This window comes from Streptomyces sp. NBC_00287 (assembly GCF_036173105.1).
In the GTDB taxonomy this organism is placed as follows: domain Bacteria; phylum Actinomycetota; class Actinomycetes; order Streptomycetales; family Streptomycetaceae; genus Streptomyces.
The window spans coordinates 7,347,057-7,366,531 of record NZ_CP108053.1; the positions used below are offsets into that span (position 1 = coordinate 7,347,057).

The following is a 19,475-nucleotide window of genomic DNA, read 5'->3' on the forward strand; positions in this document are numbered from 1 at the left end:
GGCTATGCGGATTCCCGGCTGTAATGGAACAGCTGTGCGGCAGGATGGGTGCATGATCAAGCAACGGGGTGTCCTGTCAGCGCTCTTCCTCATGTCCGTCCTGCTCACCGCCTGCGGCAGCGAGAAGTCGGCCGCCGACCCGGCCGAACTCGCCTCCCGGGCCGAGGCATTGGGCATCGCGCCCGAACACGTCTATGTCACCGAGGCGCCCGGCTTCACCCTCGCCCAGCAGTCCGTGGGCGTGATCGGCGGGGACGGGTTCTCCGCCGTGTACGTCGCCAAGGAGGGCGGCGCCCAGCTTCAGCTCTCCGTGGACCGCGGCACGATGACCGCCGACACCTGCGCCCAGGGGGCGACGGCGCCCTGCGAGCGCGAGGGGGACGCCTGGTACCGCGGTCAGGAGTACGCCATACCGAAGAAGGGGCATGTGGTGCGGGTCAGCGGGGAGGGGGTGCCGCGGGACGTGCTGAAGGAAGCCGCGCTCGCCGTGCACCGGCCGTCGGACGCCGAGCTCGACGCCCTGCTGCCGGCGGCCCCGGCGGGCGGCGGATCGGTCGAGCGGGGGGACCTGCCGCCGGAGGGGGACGGGGCACCCAACAACGAGGCGAACACGACCGGTTGACCGGCCGCCGGGCACCGAGGCGGACGCACCCGGCTGACCGTCGCCGTCAGTCTGGTGCGATCGTGCCGTGCTCGTCCATCGTCGGATGGATCTGCATGGGGCCGTACTCGTCGTGGTCCGAGGGGCGTGGGGGTTCGGGGCCGTCGAGGCCCATGCGGAGCATGCGGTCGACCCGGCAGATCCGGAAGTGGCGCTCGGCCACCGAGAACTCGTCGGCGCGGCCGAGCGCCCGGAACTCCTCGGCTGCCTTCGCGTACACGGCCCGCTTGGCGTCGTCGTACTGGTACAGCACGGCCCAGACCTCGGCCATCCCGTCGTACAGATGACGCCGGGCCTCATGCGGGGTCGCCGCCAGTCCGCCGGACGGTTCCCAGCCGCCGGTGCCGCGCTCCACCGCACCGAAGCAGGTCGGCAGCAGCACGATGTCCGGGTGGGAATCGACCGCCCGCTCGGAGTCGGCGCGCACCTCGGCGGGCACACGGGCGCCGCTGTACGCGAACTCCCGCAGCCCCAGCCGGGTCGCCCCGGCCATCGGGCCGTCGTCATGGGCCGGGTCGAGGACGAAGCCGACGTCCGGTCCTGGCGGGTACGTGCGGGGCCGCTCCCAGGACGGTTCGGCCGGCTGCGGATCCGTCGGCCGGGGCGGCTCGAGATTCTCGCCGTCGCCGCGGGAGAACTCGTCGGCGCGCACCACCCGGTAGCGCAGGCCGCACGCCTCGACCTCGTTCACCGGCTCCCGGTCCAGCACCGCCACCGCGGCCAGCAGTTCACGCCGTACGGCAGGGTCGTCGGCGCCGTCCTTCGCGGTGAACCACAGATGGGAGTTGAGGCCGTCCCGGGCCACCTGCGGCATGGGGTCCACCACGGGCTTCAGCAGCCGCCACCGCGACCCCGCCGCCGGGTCGAGCACCGCGACCCCGAACACCGGTCCGCGCAGGGCGAGATGGGGATAGCGCAGCGAGGCGTCCACTGCGTCGGCCTCGCGCACCCAGGCGGTGGGGTCGTCGCGGCGGATCAGCTCCTCCTGGAGCGCGTCGATCCGCTGCCGCCAGTCATCGGTCATGCACGCATTGTCGTGGACGCCGACCGGACGAGAAGCCCGAAGCAACCCAACCCCCCGGGTGGTTGACGCACAGGCCCTAGGCTCGTCGACCATGGGCCCACGACTCCTCGTCTACACCCGCACCACCGACTACCGGCACGATTCCATCCCGGCCGCCGTCGCCGCCCTGCGCACCCTCGGGGACTTCGAGATCGACCACAGCGAGGACCCGGCCGCGCTCACCGGGTCCCTGGAGCCCTACGCCGCCGTCGTCTTCCTCTCCACCAGCGGCGAGGTGCTGACCCCGGCCGGGCGGGAGCGGCTGGCCGGGTACATCGAGGCGGGCGGCGGGTTCGTCGGGGTGCACGCGGCGGCCTGCACCGAGTACGAATGGCCCTATTACGGCGAACTGTTGGGCGCCCGCTTCACCCGCCACCCCCGCTTCCAGCCGGGCCGCGCCCTCGTCGAGGACCACGACCACCCGGCCACCCGCCCGCTGCCGCTCGTCTGGGACTTCACCGACGAGTGGTACGACTTCGACGTCAACCCCCGTGCGACGGTACGGGTGTTGCTCTCCGCCGACGAGACGTCGTACGAAGGCGGCGGCATGGGCGCCGACCACCCCCTCGCCTGGTGCCGCGAACAGGGCGCCGGACGCGTCTTCTACACCGCCCTCGGCCACGCGGCGGAGGCCTACGACGACCCCGGCTTCCGTGCCCACCTGCGGGGCGGGATCACCTGGGCGGCGCGAGCCTGAACATCATCCCGCGCCAGGTCCACCCCGCGCCGAGGGCCGCCTCTCGCAAGGGGTCCTTGACCTCCCGGGAGTCGAAGCGGAACGTCTCGACCTTCTGCCGCCGCCCGTCCGGTCCCGGCTCGTACGCCCACTGCCGCTCCACCCAGTTCACCTGCCCGACGGAGTGCTGGCGCGACACCACCCAACGCGGCGGATTCCCCGCCCGCTTCACCTCCCACTGCTCGTCGACGCTGCGCACCTCGTACCGCTCCGGGACCAGCAGCATCCGTGTCTTCACGGTCCGTTCAAGACGACGGGAGACGGTCGCCGGGATCCGCCACTCCGCCACCAGGTCTGCCTTCTCCGCGGGCAGCGCCTCGCGGATGCGGTACGGCGCGTCCGGGCCGTTGAGCGCGAGCAGCGCGGTCCGGACGTCCGGCGCCGACAGCGGTACGACCCCGTCCTCGGGGTAGCGGGTGCCGGTCAGCTTGTCGATGAGACCCATCGGGTCAACCTATGAACGACTTACCGGACATGACAAACGCGGCACCGCCGTGCTCGCCCGCTCCACCAGCCGCGTCGACAGTTCCGTGCGGGTGCTCTCCGGGCGGTCCCCGGCCATCATGCGGACCAGCAGCCGCAGGGCCGTCGCCGCCATCTCGGACAGCGGCTGGCGGACCGTGGTGAGCGCCGGGGTGATCCAGCGGGACTCCGGCAGATCGTCGAAGCCCACGACGCTGATGTTGTCCGGGACGCTCAACTCCCGTTCGGACAGGGCCGCGTAGACGCCGTGCGCCATCCGGTCCGAGCAGACGAAGAACGCCGTCGGCGGCTCGGGCAGAGCCAGCAGCTCCAGGGTGCGGCGGCGGGCCATGCTGTCGTCCGAGCCCGCGTGCCGGACGTACTCGGGCCGGTGCCGTACGCCCGCCGAGGCGAGGGCCGAGCGGTAGCCGGCGATCCTGGCGTTGCCGGCCATCGTGTGCTGGTGCCCCGCGACCACGGCGATCCGCTCATGCCCCAGGGCCAGCAGATGCTCGGTCGCCGTGACCCCGCCCTGCCAGTTCGCCGCGCCCACCGACACCACGCCCGGTGGCGGTTCGAGCACCGGGTCGATCATCACGAACGGGATGCGGTGCTGATCGAGCCAGGTGAACTGGACGGCGGTCAGCTCGGTAAGGAAGAGCACCCCGGAGGAGCCGCGCGCCGTGAGCTTGTCCAGCCAGCCGCGCTCCGGACGGCCGCCGCCGCCCGCCCGGGGCAGCCCGGCCGAGACGACCACCTCCAGACCGGCGTCGTGCGCCGCCGCCTCCACCCCGTGCAGGACCGCGCCGGACCAGGAGGTGTCCAGCGAGTGCACCACCAGATCGATGAACCCGGGTGTCCTGACCGCGTCGAAGCGGGGTCTGCGGACATAGCCGAGCCGGTCGAGTGCCTCGGTGACCCGCCGCCGGGTCTCGGGCGCGACGTCCTCGCGGCCGTTGACGACCTTGGAGGCGGTGGGCACGGAGACCCCCGCCTCCCGGGCGACGACCGCAAGGGTCGGCCCGGCCGCCACGTTCGCACTCCCCGTACGGACCATCGGGAACCACCTCTCCGGCCCGCCCGAGGGCCATCGAAAGTTTGGACCAGCGCGATAGTAAGCGCTTCCTACCCTAGGTACGCAGCAAGACCTCGGGAAGAGGCCGGAGTTCGCAGGACTTCACGAGCTCCGGCTGTCGAAACCTCGAACGGGCGGGAGAGAGCTATCCGCAGGTGAGGCGGAACCCCGTGAAGTCGGCCGTGAGCGCCGCGTCGACGAGGTCCACGGCGTGGATGCCGGCCATCGCCCCGGTGAACCGCAGCCTGGACCCGTAGTCGTCGGAGAGCCTGGAGAGTTCCAGTGCGGGTCCGACCGGTGTCCGTGCACCGCCGTGGATGTACCAGAACCGCGCCTCGGGGCAGCCGTGCCTCGACGGTGACCTCCGCCTCCGCGCGGTGCTCGGTGATCCACTGGGCGAGCAGCCTGTGCGCCCAGCGCGACTCCGGCCCGTGCCGGCCGCGCAGCCGGATCCGACCGTCCTGCGCCTCCGCGCCGCCCCAGGACGGGTCGGGTGCGGCGCGCAGGCTGCTCCAGGGCCAGCCCAAAGGGTCGCCGGGGTCGGCGGGACGGGGCGCCGGTCGGCCGGTGGGCGCCGGTCGGGCGGGAGCGGCCGATCCGTTGGGTGGCGTCGGTCGGGGTGTGGGTGTGGGCCGGTCGGGAGGTGCCGGTCTGTCCGGGGCGGCCGATTCGTCGGGTGGCGTCGGTCGGGCTGTGGGTGTCGGCCGGTCGGGAGGTGCTGGTCCGTCCGGGGCGGCCGATTCGTCGGGTGGCGTCGGTCGGGCTGTGGGTGTCGGCCGGTCGGGAGGTGCTGGTCCGTCCGGAGCGGCCGATTCGTCGGGTGGCGTCGGTCGTACCAGTCGCCCGCGCGCACCATCGAGGGGTCGGGGGCGAAGCCGCGGATGACGGGGTTGTGCAGTCGGGTCACTTCAGCGCCCCCAGCGTCACGCCCGTGCGCCAGTAGCGGCGCATCGCGACCATCATGATCGCCATCGGGACGATGGACAGCAGGGCGCCGGTGAGGACGAGGCTGGTGAGGTCGACGCCGGACTCCAGGCGTTTGCCGGACCAGTTGTACAGGCCCAGGTTGAGGGTCCAGTTCTCCTCGCCGCGCAGCACAGTGAGGGGGAGGAAGAAGGCGTTCCAGGTGTTGACGAAGGCGAGCAGGAACACCGTGGCACCGCCGGTTGTCATCATCCGCAGCACGATGCTGAAGAAGATCCGCAGCTCGCCGGCGCCGTCGATCCGGGCGGCCTCCAGAAGCTCGTACGGGATCGTGGCTTCGGTGTACACCTTCGCCAGGTAGACGCTGAACGGGTTGATCAGACAGGGGATCAGCATCGCCCAGGGCGTGTCGACCAGACCGATCTCCGAGAACAGCAGATACAGCGGCAGCGTCAGCAGGGCGATCGGGATCAGGAACGAGCCGACCACGCACGCGAACACCAGGTTGCGGCCCGGGAACTGGAAGCGCGCGAGGCCGTAGCCCGTCGCCAGGGCGAGCAGGGTGCCGCCGAGGGAGCCGACACCGGCGTACAGGAAGGAGTTGGCGGTCCAGCGCAGGAAGATGCCGTCCTCGTAGGTGAACAGCTGCTCCAGGTTGTCCCACAGGTGCCAGCCGGAGAACCACAGGCCGTTGGACTGGTACAGGCCCGTGCGGTCCTTGGTCGAGGCGACGATCAGCCACCACACCGGGAACAGGCTGTACACGCTGGCCAGCGCAAGACCGACGAGCAGGAAGCGCTGGCCGCCGCGCGAACGAGCCGCGGGGTCGGGGCGGTTGAGACGATGAACTGTGCGTGCCTTCGCGCCGCGCTCTTCGGTGAGCGTCATCAGTCGGCCTCCCTCGAAGTGAGCCGGTAGAAGAGGAAGGAGGCGACACCGAGGATGAGGGCGAGCAGCACCGACAGGGTCGCGGCGTAGTGGTAGTTGCCGGCGTTGAACGCCTGGTTGTAGATGATCATGATCGGGGTGAAGCTGTCGTCGACCGTCTGCGGGGTGACGTTCCGGAACAGCGCCGGCTCGTTGAAGATCTGGAGCATCTGGATGATCGAGAGCATGCCGGTCAGCACCAACGCGCCCCGCACGAACGGAATCTTGATGCTGAGCGCGACCCGCAACTCGGAGGCGCCGTCCAGCCGGGCCGCCTCGAACAGCTCACGCGGCACACCTCGCAGCGCCGAGTAGATGATCACCATGTTGTAGCCGATGCCGTGCCAGGTCAGCAGGTTGCCGATGGACGGCCACACCATCGACGGCGCGAAGAAGTTCCAGTCGAAGCCGAAGAAGTCGCCGATCGGGGTCAGCGGACCGACGTCCGGGCTGTACAGGTTGAGCCACACGATGGCGGCGACCACCCCGGGGATCATGTACGGCACCAGCAGCACGATCCGGAACCGGCTCGCCGCCTTCGAGGTCAGCGCGTCCAGGAACAGCGCCAGCACCAGGCTGACGGCCAGCATCACGGGGATCTGCACACAGGCGAACAGCACCACCCGCAGCACGGAGCCCATGAACTTCGAGTCGGTCAGGCCCTGTTGGTAGTTGTCGAGCCCGACGAACTCCTCGGTGGCGCCGCCGAGCCCGAGACCGGACTGCTGCTCGTGATAGAGCGACTGATGGACGGCGTATCCGATGGGCAGCAGGTAGAGGAAGACGAAGCCGAGCTGGAAGGGCACCGTGAAGGCGGCACCCTTCCAGCGCAGAGAGCGAGTCATCGGGATCTGCCTCAGCCCTTGACGCTGATGCCGCGGGACTTCAGGTCCTCGACCGTCCACTCCTGCATGTGCGCCAGCAGCTCGGTGACGGTCTGCTCCTTGCTGACCACCTTGGCCCAACCGGCCTGCATCTCGGTGAACATGGCGGTCCAGTTGGGCCCGAAGGTCCAGTCGGTGGTGACCGTGTTCAGGCTGTCCTTCACGACGGTCTGCGCCGCGTCGTAGTTCTTCCCGAGCAGCTTCTCGGAGGTCGCCTCGGCGACGTAGGTGTCACTGTCCTTGAGCGCCGGCATCACACCGTTGCCGGTCTCCGGGCTGGCCATGGTCTTGACCGCACCGGGGTCGGTGGACATCCACAGCGCCGCCTCGGCGGCCTGCTGCTGGCTCTTGCAGTCCTTGGTCACCAGGGTCACGCTGCCGGTCAGGTTGGTGGGGGCCGGGGTCTTGGCCGCCTCGCCCGCGAACGTCGGCCAGGGCGAAAGCGCCCACTTGCCGAAGGACTTGGTGAAGTTCTGCACCATGCCGGCCTGTTGCCAGGTGGAGATCTGCCGGGTTGCGGTGCCGCCATTGTCGTAGTTGCGCTGCACGGCCGCGTAGTCGGCGAAGGACAGCTTGGAGTTCAGGTCGTTGTCTATGATCTCCTGGATCACCTTCGCGGCCTTCAGCGTGCCCTCGTCCTGGAAGTCCACCTTCCAGGAGTCGCCGTCGATGGTGTACCAGTGCGCGCCGGCCTGCATGGCGAGCACCTCCAGGGTGCTCGGGTCCTCACCGGCGTAGTTGGTGATCTTGATCCCGTGCTTCTTCAGCACCTTCCCCGCGGCGATGAAGTCGTCCCAGGTCTCGGGGGCCTCGATGCCGTACTTCTCGAAGAGGTCCGTGCGGTAGATGGTGAAGTTCGGCGCCGAGCTGGTGGGCACGCCGTACAGCTTGTCCTGGACCTGGGCGGTCGCCCAGGAACCGGCGTTGAACTGGTCCTTGCTGCCCTCGACGTACTGCGTGATGTCGGCGAGCGCGCCCTGCGAGACCCAACTCGTCACATACTCGCCGGTGTTCTGCACGAGGCAGGGCGCGTTGTCCGCCTTGACGGCGTTGGTCAGCTGCTTCTGCATGGTCAGCTGGTCCGTGACCTTCGTGTACTTCAGCTGGATGTCCTTGTGGGAGGCGTTGAACGCCTTGACGACCGCCTCCTGGCCGTTGGCCCACCCCCAGAAGTCGAGGGTGACCGGACCGGACGAGCCCGAGGCGTCGTCCTCGGAGTCGGATCCGCCGCAGGCGGCGAGCAGACCTGTCAGCGCGATTCCTGCGACGGCGGCGGAAGCGAACCTTCTCCGGGGGCTGGTGAAGTTCATCTGACCGTGATCCTTCGGAATGGGCGGCGTTCTTGCGGAACGGCGGCGGCTCGGGGGCGCTGGCCAGGAACGGCGGCCGGAAACCATCGGCACGCGGTTGCGGGGGATCGGCCAAGCAGAAGCTGTAGTAAGCGGTTGCAGGGACGGTAGGCCGATGCCTCTGCTCATAGCAAGAGGCAGGGGGCAAATTTGTTACGGCGGCTTATCCGGCGGGTTAGTGAGGATCGGACACCCGCAGGTCGCGCTCCGAAGCGCATATGCGCAGGCCAGCGAGGTGTGCCAGGGCATGATGCGGGCTCCGGGAGCGCTCTCGACGGGCGCGCCCGCAGCCGGGAAATCCCTACGGAAAACGCTTACGTAACAGTCATGCCGCACGGCGCTTTCCTGAGCGGACGCCTCAGCCGTGTCGCACCGGCGGCCGCACCGAGTTCCGTACGACGACATGGGTGCCCAGCACCAGATGCTCGCCGTCGCTGCCCTTGCGGCGCCCTGAGCCGCCCTCGCGCCGGTCCGCCACCGCGCGCAGCGCGACCCGGCCCATCTCCTCGTACGGCACGTGCACGGTGGTCAGTTGGGGCGTCAGCTGAGAGGCCAGGGGAATGTCGTCGTAGCCGACGATCGACACGTCCTCGGGCACCCGCAGCCCGGCCGCACGCAGCGCCTGCATGGCGCCCGCGGCGACCACATCCGTCCCGGCCAGCACGGCGGTGAAGTCCGGCGTCTCACGCAGGGCGGTCTCGACAGCCTCGTAGCCGTGCTCGTAGTCGTACGGGCCGTGCCGGACGAGTCCCGGCTCGAAGGGCACGCCGTACGCCTCGAAGGCGCGCCGTGCACCCCTCAACCGCCCATGGGCGGTGGTCAGTTCGGAATGCCCGGGGAGGACCAGCACCCTGCGGTGCCCGGCCGACAGCAGATGGCTGGCCATGGCATAGGCGCCGCTCTCGTTGTCGTAGTCCACCGTGGTGGCCGGTACGTCGCCCTCCAGCGGGGGCCTGCCCACCAGCACGAGATGGGATCCGGCCGCGTCCAGGGAGCGGGCGAAATGGGCCATGCGCAGCTGGTACTCGTCGTAGTCGTAGGCGCCGCCGAGCAGCACCACGGCCGCCACGCCCTGCTGGCGCATCAGGTTGACCAGCGCGAGTTCCCGCTCCGGGTCGTCGCCGGTGGTGCCCACCAGCGACAGCCAGCCCCGCAGCGTGGCGGCGCCCTCGACACCCTTCGCCACGTGGGCGAAGGCCGCGCCGGTGATGTTGTTGATCAGGATCGCCACCGTGGGCGTACCGCCGCCGGCCAGCGACCGGGCGTGGGCGTTGGTGACGTAGTCCAGGTCCCGGACGACCTTCATCACCTTGCGACGCAGGTCCTCGGACACCGGGTAGTTGCCGGACAGCACCCGCGAGACACTCGCCACGGACACGCCCGCCCGCTCGGCCACGTCCCGGATGGTGGCCCGCCCGATGTCCCCGGAGGCCTTGCGCTGACTCACCCTCGCGCTCCTTCTTGATTGGTCGGTCGCCTGCGGGGCGCTTTTTGCCGGTGTCGAGAGCACGATCGTGCTCAGCGCTTCGCGCCTCCGCGCGTTCGTGCTCTCGACACCGGCGCGCCCCTTCGGCTCCCTCCCGGCCGGTGGCCTGGGGAGAGTAGCTGTTGGTTGGCTTGTGCCCTTGGTCGGTGGGCGTTTGCCCTGGTGGGTCATGCCACTCTAGCCATGTCCGCATGCCGCACCTCATGAGCCAGGGGTGCCCCGGCCCCCAGGCGCTCCAGCTCCTCCACCACGATCCGCCCGAGTCTCTCCAGCTCGTTGCCGAGGGACCCCGCGATATGCGGTGTGAGGAACACATTGGGCAGCCGGTACAACGGCGACCCGGCGGGCAACGGCTCGGGCTCGGTGACATCGAGCACCGCGTGCAGGCGGCCCGAAACCAGCTCGTCGACCAGCGCGTCCGGGTCGACCAGTGCCCCTCGGGAGGTGTTGATCAGCACACCCCCGTCCGGCATCAGCGCGAGCTTCTCCCCGTCGAGCATCCGATACGTCTCAGGGATGTCCGGCGCATGCAGGCTCACGATGTCGCTGTGGCTCAACAGGTCCTCCAGCGCCATGAGTTGGGCCCCGAGCGACGCGGCCTCGGCGGCACTCACATAGGGGTCGTGCAGCAGCACCGTGAAGTCGAACGGCCGCAGCAGTTCCAGCACCCGCCGCCCGACCCGCGAGGCGCCGACGATGCCCACCCGCCGACCGACGTTCCCGGTGTGGGCCGTCTCCGCGGGTGACGGATACGCGTGCGTGCTGCGGAACCGCTCGCGATGGGTGAACGTGTCCTTCCCGGCGAGCAGGATCATCGCGAGCGTGTACTCCGCGACGGGCAGCGCGTTGCCGGTGACCGCGCTGGAAACGGTGATCCCGCGTTCCCACAGGGCCTCGCCGACCAGGGAGCGCACGGAGCCCGCGGCGTGCAGGACGGTGCGCAGCCGGGGGACAGCGGTGAGGACGCCGGCGTCCAGGTGGGGGCAGCCCCAGCCGGTGATCAGCACCTCGGCGTCGGCAAGCGCGTCGGCCTCCACCGGATCGGTGAAGTCCCGTACGACCAGGGCGGGGTCGAGGTCGGCCGCCTGGCGCAGCCGGGCCATGAGCGGCGGGGGAAACAGCAGGGGGAGGTGCACCGGATCCAACGCGAACACGGCCCGCGGCAGCTGGGGGCTGGGCATGACTCTCCTGACACGCAAAGTGGAAGCTGAGGGCGTAGAAACATTTTCAGAAAGCGTGTTCTACCGTAGATCTGCCGGGAAGCGGCGGTCAATCGGTACGGCGGAGCAGGTGTTGGCGGCTGCGATGCGGCAGGCTCGGCAGAAACCGGTTGCCGCAATCAGCGGAGCGTAAGCGCTCCGGTGCCCTCCGCACAGTGACACCGCAGTTTTCGAAAGTTCGTCAGGTCTCTTGACGCACGGTGCTCACGGGAAGAAGCTCCCCTCACCGCCTGTAGAAACCGGTTGCTGAAAATGCGCACGCCCTGCGCCAGCGATCCCCTTGGCATGCGTGCGTCCGTCACCTCAGTGAAGAGAGTGGGTAGTTCATGCACACCCAGGCCGGTGCTCCCCTGGGCCGCCGCCGATTCCTCGCCCTGTCGGCGGGCGGTGCCGCCGCGCTCAGCGGATGTGCGCTCAAGGTGTCCAACGGGGTGAGCCGTGGCGGCTCCGGGGAGACCGTCACGGCGATGGTCAACCTCGACGACATCTCCCCGGAGCTGGTCCAGCAGGCTCAGCAGGAACTCGGCATCAAGGTCAACGTCCTGGCGTACGACATCACCCGGCTGATCGCGATGCTCACCAGCGGCAACCCGCCGGACCTGGTGCGCGGGATCGGAGCGCTGGACACGCCGTATTACGTGGCCCGGGGTGTGGCCGAGAACCTGGACCCCTACTTCGCCAGGTCGACCGTCCTCAAGGTCGCCGACCTGGACCCGGCCAACGACGTGTGGCGGTTCGACGGGACCATCCAGGGCCAGGGCCCCCGCTACGGCATGGCGAAAGACTTCTCCCAGGACGCCATGTTCTGGTACAACACCGAGCTCTTCGACCAGGCGGGCGTCGAGTATCCCGACGACACCGAGCCCATCACCTATGAGGAGTGGCTGGAGAAGGCCGAGCGGCTGGTCCGGCGCAAGAACGGTCAGACCACCGTGTACGGCGGCAGTTACAACGGCCTCGGGCTCGGGATTCTGTTCACCAACCTGACGGCCGCCGCCGGAGGCAAGCTCTTCTCCGACGACTTCAGCCGGGTCGACTTCACCGCGCCGGAAGCCCGAACGGCTCTCGCCTGGTACGTCGACTACGCCAAGGCCAAGGTCGGGCCCAGCCTCATCCAGCCCAACCCCGATACCTGGGACGGGCCCACGTACGTCGCGAACCGGATGGCCATGTCCGGCAACGGCTACTGGCTCGGCGGCATGATCAACGCCGAGGCGAAGATCGCCGAGGTGTCGCGGCTCGCCCCGGCTCCCGTGTTCGAGGGCGGTCCGCGGCTCAGCTCCTGTCAGGGCGGGACCGGGATGTGGATGCCGGCGAAGGCGCGGAACAAGGACGCCGCCTGGCGGTTCTTCGAGTGGTTCTTCGGCGAGGCGCCGGCCAAGGCGCGCGCCGAGGGCGGCTGGGGGATCCCGAGCCTGAAGTCGCTCCGTCCGCTGATGCCGGCCAAGGAGGACTACCAGCAGCGGGTGCTGAAGGTGCAGGAGGACGAGCTGGAGCACTTCTCGGTGACTCCCTTCACCCCCTACGCCACCTACAACGCCATCGACGCCCTCATCAACCAGATCATTCCGGCCGCGATGAACGGACAGATGTCCGTGGACACGCTGGCCGGACGTCTCGACTCGGCGCTCAATGAGCAGCTGAAGCGCGGTAAGGAGCAGGTCGGATGACGGTCGGTCAGATACCCGAGGTCGTCGCCGAGCGGCCCTCTTCCGGTGTGGGGGCTGTTCGGTCCGAGCTGCCTCGTAGCTCCATGACCGCGCGCCGGCACCGGGCGTTCTACATGTTCACCTCGCCCTGGATCGTCGGCTTCCTGCTGCTGACCGTCGGGCCGATGGCGTATGCGCTGTGGCTGAGCTTCACTACGTTCGACGGGATCTCGCCCCACTGGCGTTACGTCGGGTTCGGCAACTACCGGGAACTGTTCTCGGATCCGGTGACCCGGGATTCCCTGGGGCGTGCCGGGCTGTTCGCCATCACCTCGGTGCCGCTGTCGATCATCGCTGGTATGGCGCTCGCCGTGCTGGTGAACCGGCCGTTGAAGGCGCGGGGGCTGTGGCGGACTCTGCTCTATCTGCCCGCTGTTGTGCCGCCCGTCGGCGCGGGTCTGGTGTTCAAGCAGCTCTTCAACCGGGACTCCGGCGCCGCCAACGGGGTGCTCAATGCCGTCGGGCTCGACGCCGTTGCCTGGCTCGATGATCCGTACGCCCGCTATGTGCTGCTGATGGCGGTGCTGTGGGCCGCCGGGAATATCATGATCATTTCGCTGGCGGGGCTTCAGGACGTGCCCCGGGAGCTGCATGAGGCCGCCCGTATCGACGGGGCGAGCGCCTGGCGGAGCTTCCGCAGCATCACTCTGCCGCTGCTGTCACCGGTGCTTCTCTTCCAAGCCGTCACCGGGATGATCGCCACGGTCCAGACCATCCTGCCGATGCTGCTCGCCGCGGATGCCACTCCCAAGGGCGTCACCGCGATCCCGCAGTCCAACTACCTGTACATGATGCACGTCTTCGCGCAGTACTTCGCCTTCGGCCGCTACGGCTACGCCTCCGCGCTCCTGTGGGTGCTCTTCGTCCTGATCCTCATCGCGACCGGTCTGATCTTCAAGTTCACGTCCGGAGTGGTGTTCTACAACGTCGACCCGGAGGCGAAGAAATGACCGCCGACACCGTGGGCCGGGTGCGGGTGCGCACCTCCCGGCTCGTCCTGTACGTCGTTCTCGTCGTCCTGACCGGGCTGCTGCTCGGACCCTTCGGCTGGCTCGTCATCACCGCGCTGAAGACCACACCCGAGCTCGCCGCCTCCCCGGTGCACTGGCTGCCGGAGAAGATCCAATGGCACAACTTCGCCGACGCCTTCACCTCGATCGACTTCCTGGGCTACGCCCGCAACTCGCTCGTCATCGCGCTGATCTACGCCACCCTCGTCACGCTGAGCTCCGCCTGGGTCGGATTCGGGTTCGCCCGGCTCTCCGCTCCGGGCAAGAAGGTGCTCTTCGGGGTACTGCTCGGCTCGATGATGCTCCCGCAGATGATCACGCTCTTCCCGACGTATCTGATCTTCGCAAAGCTCGGCATGGTCGACACCTACTGGCCCTGGGTGCTGTGGGGTCTGTCCGCCGCGCCCTATCTGGTCTTTCTCTTCCGGCAGTTCTTCGCCGGTATGCCGCGCGAGCTGGAGGAGGCCGCGATCGTCGACGGCTGCGGCTACGCCCGGATCTTCTGGCGGATCTTCCTGCCGCAGTCCTGGCCCGTGCTCTCCGCGAGCTTCGTCATCGCCTTCACCTGGACCTGGGGCGACTTCATCGCCCCGATGCTGCTGCTGTCCAACGACCGCACCACGCTCTCCGTGGCGATCATGACCTCCTATGTCACGGAGGGCGGCATGCCGGTCAACAACCTCCTGGCCGCCGGCTCCGTGATGTACGTGATCCCCATCCTGCTGATCTTCCTTGTCGCCCAGCGCGGTTTCGTCGCCGGGATGTCGACCACCGGCCTGAAGTAGCCACCGGTAAATCCCCTTCCTCATAAGGAATTTCCCCATGAACGACACTCAGAGCTCCGGCCTGTCCCGGCGCACCGTCATCCAGGCCGCGGGGGCCGCCGCTGCCGCCTACTCCCTGATCGGCACGGCCGCCGGCACCGCGTCGGCGGCGGACGAGAGACCGGAGGCCGCCGACCGGCTGGTGGTCCACTCGGTGCCGGGCGCCCTGCCGATCAACACCGACTATGTCGTCAAGGCCCGTACCCCCGGCGGCCAGTGGAAGCCGGTGCCGGTCCTGCGCGCCACCACCAAGACCATCAACGAGAGCACCGGCGGCGGCGTCATCCGCCCCACCTCGGTCGCCAATCTCGACTTCACCGGCACCGTGGAGGTGCAGGTCACCTGGTCCAAGGGCACCATCCCCTCGGCCCGCATTCGCCCGCTGTCGTACGCCGTCCCGCACGAGGTGAGCGGCGACACCCTCACCTTCAGCCTCTCCGAGCCGCGCAATCTCTCCATCGAGATCGACGGCGACATCTACGGCAACCTCCAACTGCACGCCAACCCCATCGAGAAGACCCGGCCGGAGCCCGCCGACCCCGACGTCCTCTATTACGGCCCCGGCCTCCACACTCCCACGGGCGGTGTGGTGAAGGTGCCCAGCGGCAAGACGGTCTACCTGGCCGGCGGCGCGGTCCTCAAGGCCCGCGTGGAGTTCATCAATGTGGAGAACGCCCGCCTGCTGGGCCGGGGCATCATCTGGGACTCCGACGCCGCCACGCTGGTGCAGTTCTCCAAGAACATCGAGATCGACGGCATCCTCGTCCTCAACCCGAAGTCCGGCTACTCCTGCACCGTCGGCCAGTCGAAGCAGGTCACCGTCCGCAACCTGCACTCCTACAGCTCCGGCCAGTGGGGCGACGGCATCGACGTGTTCAGCAGCGAGGACGTCCTGATCGAGGGCGTGTGGATGCGCAACAGCGACGACTGCATAGCCATCTACGCCCACCGCTGGGACTACTACGGCGACTGCCGCAACGTCACCGTCCGCGACTCCACGCTGTGGGCCGACGTCGCCCACCCCGTGAACATGGGCACCCACGGCAACCCCGAGAAGCCCGAGACCATCGAGAACATCGTCTTCAGCAACATCGATGTCCTCCAGCACCGCGAACCGCAGGTCCTCTACCAGGGCTGCTTCGCCCTGAACCCCGGCGACAGCAACCTCATCCGGAACGTGCGCATCCAGGACGTCCGGGTCGAGGACTTCACCTGGGGCCAGCTGTTCAACATGCGCGTCATGGCTAACCGCTACAACGCGACGCCCGGCCGCGGCATCGAGGACATCTACGTCCGCGACCTGACGTACAACGGCAAGAACGAGCACATGCCGATCATGGTCGGCTACGACGCGGACCGCGCCGTCAAGAGCGTCACCTTCCAGAACCTCGCCATCAACGGCACGGTCGTCCACCAGAAGATGCGCAAGCCGGGCTGGTACCTGATGACCGACATGGTGCCGATGTTCGCCAACGAGCATGTGAAGGACCTCCGCTTCCTGGACGCCGCCACCGAGGCCGGCGCCGCGCCCCCGGAGATCACCAGCGCCGGTGCGGCCACCGCCACCGCAAGGCAGGTCTTCAACCACCTCGTCACCGCCACCCAGCTGCCCGGGTCGTACGACGCCGAGGGGCTGCCCCCCGGCCTGACGGTCGACAAGGCCACGGGCCTGATCTCCGGCACCCCACGGGTGCCCGGCACCTACGAGGTCACCGTCTCGGCCACCAACGGTCTCGGCACCGCGACCAAGTCCCTCACGCTCACCGTGCAGCACCCGTAAGCCAGGAGTCACTTCCGTGCATGCCCTCAGCCGACGGACGTTCCTCGGCGCGGCGGGACTCGCGGGCGTGGCCGGGAGCGGACTGCTGTCCGCCCTCGCCGCCACGCCCGCGTGGGCCCAGCCCGCCGACGCGGCGTTCGCCTTCGCTCACCCCGGCCTCCTCCACTCCCGCGCCGACCTGGCCCGTATCAAGTCCGCCGTCGCGGTCGGCCGCGAACCCATCGCCGCCGGCTTCGCCGCGCTGGCCGCCGACTCCCGCTCGCCGCACACCTACGCCATCCGCAACACCGGACAGATCACCACGTGGGGCCGCGGCCCCACCAACTGGACCGGTGAGGCCGCCACCGACGCGGCCGCTGCTTACCAGAACGCCCTCATGTGGGCCGTCACCGGCGACATACGGCACGCCGACAAGGCCCGCGACATCCTCGACGTCTGGGCCGCCTCCCTCACCGGCATCACCGGCGCCGACGGCCAACTCGGCGCGGGCATCCAGGGGTTCAAGCTCGTCAACGCCGCCGAGATCCTCCGGCACACCGGCTACGACGGCTGGCCCGAGGACTCGATCCGCCGCTGCGAACGCTCCTTCACCGACGTCTGGTACCCGGCCCTGTCCGGCTACTGCCTCTACGCCAACGGCAACTGGGACCTCGCCGCCCTGCGCACTATCCTCGCCATCGCCGTCTTCACCGACAACCGCGTGATGTTCGAGGACGCGCTGCGCTTCGCGGCCGCCGGCTCCGGCAACGGCTCGGTGCTGCACCGTGTCGTCACCGCCGCGGGCCAGGGCCAGGAGTCCGGCCGCGACCAGGCCCACGAACAACTCGCCCTCGGCCTCTTCGCGGACGCCGCCGAGGTCGCCTGGCAGCAGGGCGTGGACCTGTACGGCTTCGCCGACGACCGTATCCTCGCCAACTTCGAGTACTTCGCCCGCTACAACCTGGGCGACGACTCCGTCCCCTTCACCCCCGACCTCGACCGCACCGGCAAATACATCAAGTCGACGGTGTCCGACCGGCAGCGTGGCGTGTACCGCCCGCTGTGGCAGATGGCGTACGCCCATTACACGGGCCGCCTCGGCAAGCCCGCCCCCTACACGGAGAAGGTCGTCTTCCGGGGCGCTGGCGGAGCACGCGTCGTGGAGGGCTTCCAGGAGGACCACCCCGGCTACGGCACCCTCACTTACGCCGGTACGGCAACGGCCGCGCCCACCGCGCCGACGGCCCCCGCCGGAACCACCTCGGCAGGCGACGACCGTGCCGTCACCGTGTCCTGGCTGCCGTCCGCCTGGGCGACCGGCTACACGGTCCACCGGTCCACCAGCCCCGACGGCGAGTACGAGCCGATCGCGACCGGCGTCGAGGCGCCCCGCTTCACCGACCACGACGTCCGCCCGGGCCGCACGTACTACTACACGGTCACCGCCACCAACTCCCTGGGCAGCAGCGCGAGTTCCGCCTGGACCGCGGCCACCGCCGGTCTGCCCGAACCCTGGTCGACCCAGGACCTCGGAGACGTGAAGCTCCCCGGCTCCGCCGCCTTCGACGGCGAGCGCTTCCTGCTGGAGGCGAGCGGCACCGCGCACACCTACCGGCTGGCACACCTGCCGCTGTACGGCGACGGCGTCGTCACCGCACGCGTCGTGTGGCCGCTCAGCTCCCAGTACTCCAAGATCGGCGTCACCGTCCGCGACTCCCTCGACCCGGCCGCCCCGCACGCCGCCATGCTGATCCAGGGGCTGCCACTGCACACCTGGAGCGGTGTGTGGAGCGTCCGCCCCTTTGCCGGGGCCGCCGTCTCCGGCACCGGCAGCACCCGCGTGCCGCCCGCCCAGCAGAAGGCGATCACCAGCAACGCGTCGTTCCCGATCTCCGACCTCGGTGAACTGCCCGAGTCGGCGACCCCCCTCGAAGCGCCGCACGTCGAGGGCGCGGGAGACGGCTACCGGCTGCGGACGCCGTACTGGGTGCGTGTGGAGCGCAAGGGCCGGCGCTGCACCGGCGCCATCTCCCCGGACGGCATCCACTGGACCGAAGTCGGCGCCACCGAGGTCGAGTTGGGCCGCGCCACGCACGCGGGCCTGGTCCTCACCTCCTGTCTCGGCGTCGACGAGGAGTACGCCGAGACCGGCACCGGCGCCTTCGACAACGTCAGCGTCCGCTCGTCCACCGGCGAGATCTGGCGCACCCCACGTCCCGCCCGCACCGCCACCGACCTGCGGGCCGTCACCGGCGCCGACGCCATCGAGCTGAGCTGGGCCGACCCGGACCTCTCGGCCACGTACACCGTGCTGCGGGCCACGGACCCGGCCGGCCCGTACGTCACGCTCGCGGGAGGCATCGCCCCGGTCGGCTTCGGCACCCGCCTCCGGTACGCGGACGCCACCGGCACGCCCGGCGCGACGTACCACTACCGCGTCGTCAAGACCAACACCGAAGGGCGCGGCCCGCGTTCCGCACCCGCCCACGCCCCGATGCCCACCCCCACGAAGCCGGAGTTCCGCTCCTCGGACACCGCGTTCGCGAACCGTGGCGTCGAGTTCGGCCATCTCCTCACGGCCACCCACCACCCCACCCGCTTCACCACCCGAGGCCTGCCCGACGGCCTGCGCCTCGACCCCCGCATCGGACTGATCGCCGGAACACCCACCGAGACAGGGGAGTTCACCGTCACCACCACCGCCGCCAACGCGGCGGGCACGGCCACCTCCACCCTCACCCTCACCGTCGGCACCCCGCCCCCCACCCCCTGGTCGTACGGCGACCTCGGCGATGTGGTGCTCGACGAACGCGCCCTCGGCGCCTACGGCGTCACGTACGTCGCCACCCCCGGCTCCACCGCCCACGAGGACGGGACCTTCGTCGTACGCGGCGCCGGGACCGACCTGAGCGTCAACAACCAAGGAATGACCGGCCAGTTCGTACGACGGCCGGTGACCGGCGACTGCGAGGTCACCGCCCGGCTGACCTCCCGTACCGGCGCCACCGCCGACCGGGTGGGCCTGCTGATGGCGAAGTCGCTTTCGCCGTTCGACCAGGCCGCCGGGACGATCGTCAGCGGCGGCGCCACCGCCCAGCTGATGCTCCGTACGAAGGTGGCCGGACGGTCCGCCTTCACCGGCAACGGCCCGGTCCAACTCCCTTGTCTGCTGCGGCTGAAGCGCGCTGGGACCGCCTTCACCGCCTCCGTCTCCACCGATGACGGCGCCACCTGGACCGCCCTCGCCTCCGGCGAGATCCCGGACTTCGGCGACGCCCCCTACTACGTGGGCCTCGTGGTCTGCTCCCGCGACCCCCTGGCCCGCTGCACCACCGAGTTCGACGAGGTGAGCATCGTTCCCCACTAGATCCCCACAGGGATTGGAG

Annotated in this window: 15 protein-coding genes; 7 read left to right on the top strand and 8 right to left on the bottom strand. The window is 69.6% G+C overall.

Annotated features, from left to right (window positions below):
• Positions 1-52: 52 nt before the first annotated feature.
• Entirely contained in the window at positions 53-622 is a 570-nt protein-coding gene (locus OHT76_RS33415) for a hypothetical protein (protein WP_328874574.1), read from the top strand.
• A gap of 46 nt (positions 623-668) precedes the next feature.
• On the opposite strand, the gene OHT76_RS33420 is transcribed toward OHT76_RS33415, so the two are convergent.
• Positions 669-1,685 (bottom strand): DUF5954 family protein, encoded by a 1,017-nt coding sequence (locus OHT76_RS33420; RefSeq protein ID WP_328874575.1) that lies wholly within the window; start codon positions 1,683-1,685, stop codon positions 669-671.
• A 91-nt stretch (positions 1,686-1,776) separates the two neighbouring features.
• Here OHT76_RS33420 and OHT76_RS33425 point away from each other — a divergent pair, with 91 nt between their 5' ends.
• On the top strand, positions 1,777-2,421 hold the full coding sequence (locus OHT76_RS33425; RefSeq protein ID WP_328874576.1) for a ThuA domain-containing protein: 645 nt from the start codon (positions 1,777-1,779) through the stop codon (positions 2,419-2,421).
• Here the strand turns inward: OHT76_RS33425 and OHT76_RS33430 are convergent.
• The 7 genes from OHT76_RS33430 to OHT76_RS33465 all read right to left on the bottom strand — a co-directional run bounded on the left by OHT76_RS33430 (position 2,399) and on the right by OHT76_RS33465 (position 10,748).
• Entirely contained in the window at positions 2,399-2,905 is a 507-nt protein-coding gene (locus tag OHT76_RS33430) for a hypothetical protein (protein WP_328874577.1), read from the bottom strand. The genes OHT76_RS33425 and OHT76_RS33430 overlap by 23 nt on opposite strands.
• Before the next feature lie 9 nt (positions 2,906-2,914).
• Entirely contained in the window at positions 2,915-3,979 is a 1,065-nt protein-coding gene (locus OHT76_RS33435; protein WP_328874578.1) for a LacI family DNA-binding transcriptional regulator, read from the bottom strand.
• Between the two features lie 921 nt (positions 3,980-4,900).
• On the bottom strand, positions 4,901-5,809 hold the full coding sequence (locus tag OHT76_RS33445) for a carbohydrate ABC transporter permease (RefSeq protein ID WP_328874579.1): 909 nt from the start codon (positions 5,807-5,809) through the stop codon (positions 4,901-4,903).
• A complete protein-coding gene (locus OHT76_RS33450; protein ID WP_328874580.1) occupies positions 5,809-6,693 on the bottom strand; it encodes a carbohydrate ABC transporter permease in 885 nt (294 codons plus the stop codon). Before OHT76_RS33450 ends, OHT76_RS33445 begins: the two co-directional genes overlap by 1 nt.
• Positions 6,694-6,704: 11 nt before the next feature.
• Entirely contained in the window at positions 6,705-8,042 is a 1,338-nt protein-coding gene (locus tag OHT76_RS33455; protein ID WP_328874581.1) for an ABC transporter substrate-binding protein, read from the bottom strand.
• A gap of 397 nt (positions 8,043-8,439) precedes the next feature.
• Positions 8,440-9,528 (bottom strand): LacI family DNA-binding transcriptional regulator, encoded by a 1,089-nt coding sequence (locus OHT76_RS33460; protein ID WP_328874582.1) that lies wholly within the window; start codon positions 9,526-9,528, stop codon positions 8,440-8,442.
• 206 nt (positions 9,529-9,734) lie between these two features.
• Entirely contained in the window at positions 9,735-10,748 is a 1,014-nt protein-coding gene (locus OHT76_RS33465) for a hydroxyacid dehydrogenase (RefSeq protein WP_328874583.1), read from the bottom strand.
• Positions 10,749-11,113: 365 nt separating this feature from the next.
• On the opposite strand from OHT76_RS33465, the gene OHT76_RS33470 reads away from it, so the two are divergent.
• From OHT76_RS33470 to OHT76_RS33490, 5 genes are read left to right on the top strand one after another with little or no spacing between them, the layout of a single operon-like run.
• Positions 11,114-12,457, top strand: a complete 1,344-nt coding sequence (locus OHT76_RS33470) for an extracellular solute-binding protein (protein ID WP_328874584.1) — start codon at positions 11,114-11,116, stop codon at positions 12,455-12,457.
• On the top strand, positions 12,454-13,446 hold the full coding sequence (locus OHT76_RS33475) for a carbohydrate ABC transporter permease (RefSeq protein WP_328874585.1): 993 nt from the start codon (positions 12,454-12,456) through the stop codon (positions 13,444-13,446). Before OHT76_RS33470 ends, OHT76_RS33475 begins: the two co-directional genes overlap by 4 nt.
• Positions 13,443-14,291 (top strand): carbohydrate ABC transporter permease, encoded by an 849-nt coding sequence (locus OHT76_RS33480; protein WP_328874586.1) that lies wholly within the window; start codon positions 13,443-13,445, stop codon positions 14,289-14,291. The genes OHT76_RS33475 and OHT76_RS33480 overlap by 4 nt, the downstream gene beginning before the upstream one ends.
• Positions 14,292-14,328: 37 nt before the next feature.
• Positions 14,329-16,110 carry a putative Ig domain-containing protein gene (locus tag OHT76_RS33485; protein WP_328874587.1) on the top strand — a complete coding sequence of 594 codons (1,782 nt, stop codon included), beginning with the start codon at positions 14,329-14,331 and terminating at the stop codon, positions 16,108-16,110.
• A gap of 16 nt (positions 16,111-16,126) precedes the next feature.
• A complete protein-coding gene (locus OHT76_RS33490) occupies positions 16,127-19,456 on the top strand; it encodes an alginate lyase family protein (protein ID WP_328874588.1) in 3,330 nt (1,109 codons plus the stop codon).
• Positions 19,457-19,475 lie beyond the last annotated feature (19 nt).

Coding starts and splice junctions, on each gene's coding strand:
- OHT76_RS33415 (WP_328874574.1), top strand. CDS start 53: ATGATCAAGCAACGGGGTGTCCTGTCAGCGCTCTTCCTCATGTCCGTC.
- OHT76_RS33470 (WP_328874584.1), top strand. CDS start 11,114: ATGCACACCCAGGCCGGTGCTCCCCTGGGCCGCCGCCGATTCCTCGCC.
- OHT76_RS33445 (WP_328874579.1), bottom strand. CDS start 5,809: ATGACGCTCACCGAAGAGCGCGGCGCGAAGGCACGCACAGTTCATCGT.
- OHT76_RS33455 (WP_328874581.1), bottom strand. CDS start 8,042: ATGAACTTCACCAGCCCCCGGAGAAGGTTCGCTTCCGCCGCCGTCGCA.
- OHT76_RS33425 (WP_328874576.1), top strand. CDS start 1,777: ATGGGCCCACGACTCCTCGTCTACACCCGCACCACCGACTACCGGCAC.
- OHT76_RS33480 (WP_328874586.1), top strand. CDS start 13,443: ATGACCGCCGACACCGTGGGCCGGGTGCGGGTGCGCACCTCCCGGCTC.
- OHT76_RS33435 (WP_328874578.1), bottom strand. CDS start 3,979: ATGGTCCGTACGGGGAGTGCGAACGTGGCGGCCGGGCCGACCCTTGCG.
- OHT76_RS33465 (WP_328874583.1), bottom strand. CDS start 10,748: ATGCCCAGCCCCCAGCTGCCGCGGGCCGTGTTCGCGTTGGATCCGGTG.
- OHT76_RS33430 (WP_328874577.1), bottom strand. CDS start 2,905: ATGGGTCTCATCGACAAGCTGACCGGCACCCGCTACCCCGAGGACGGG.
- OHT76_RS33475 (WP_328874585.1), top strand. CDS start 12,454: ATGACGGTCGGTCAGATACCCGAGGTCGTCGCCGAGCGGCCCTCTTCC.
- OHT76_RS33420 (WP_328874575.1), bottom strand. CDS start 1,685: ATGACCGATGACTGGCGGCAGCGGATCGACGCGCTCCAGGAGGAGCTG.
- OHT76_RS33485 (WP_328874587.1), top strand. CDS start 14,329: ATGAACGACACTCAGAGCTCCGGCCTGTCCCGGCGCACCGTCATCCAG.
- OHT76_RS33450 (WP_328874580.1), bottom strand. CDS start 6,693: ATGACTCGCTCTCTGCGCTGGAAGGGTGCCGCCTTCACGGTGCCCTTC.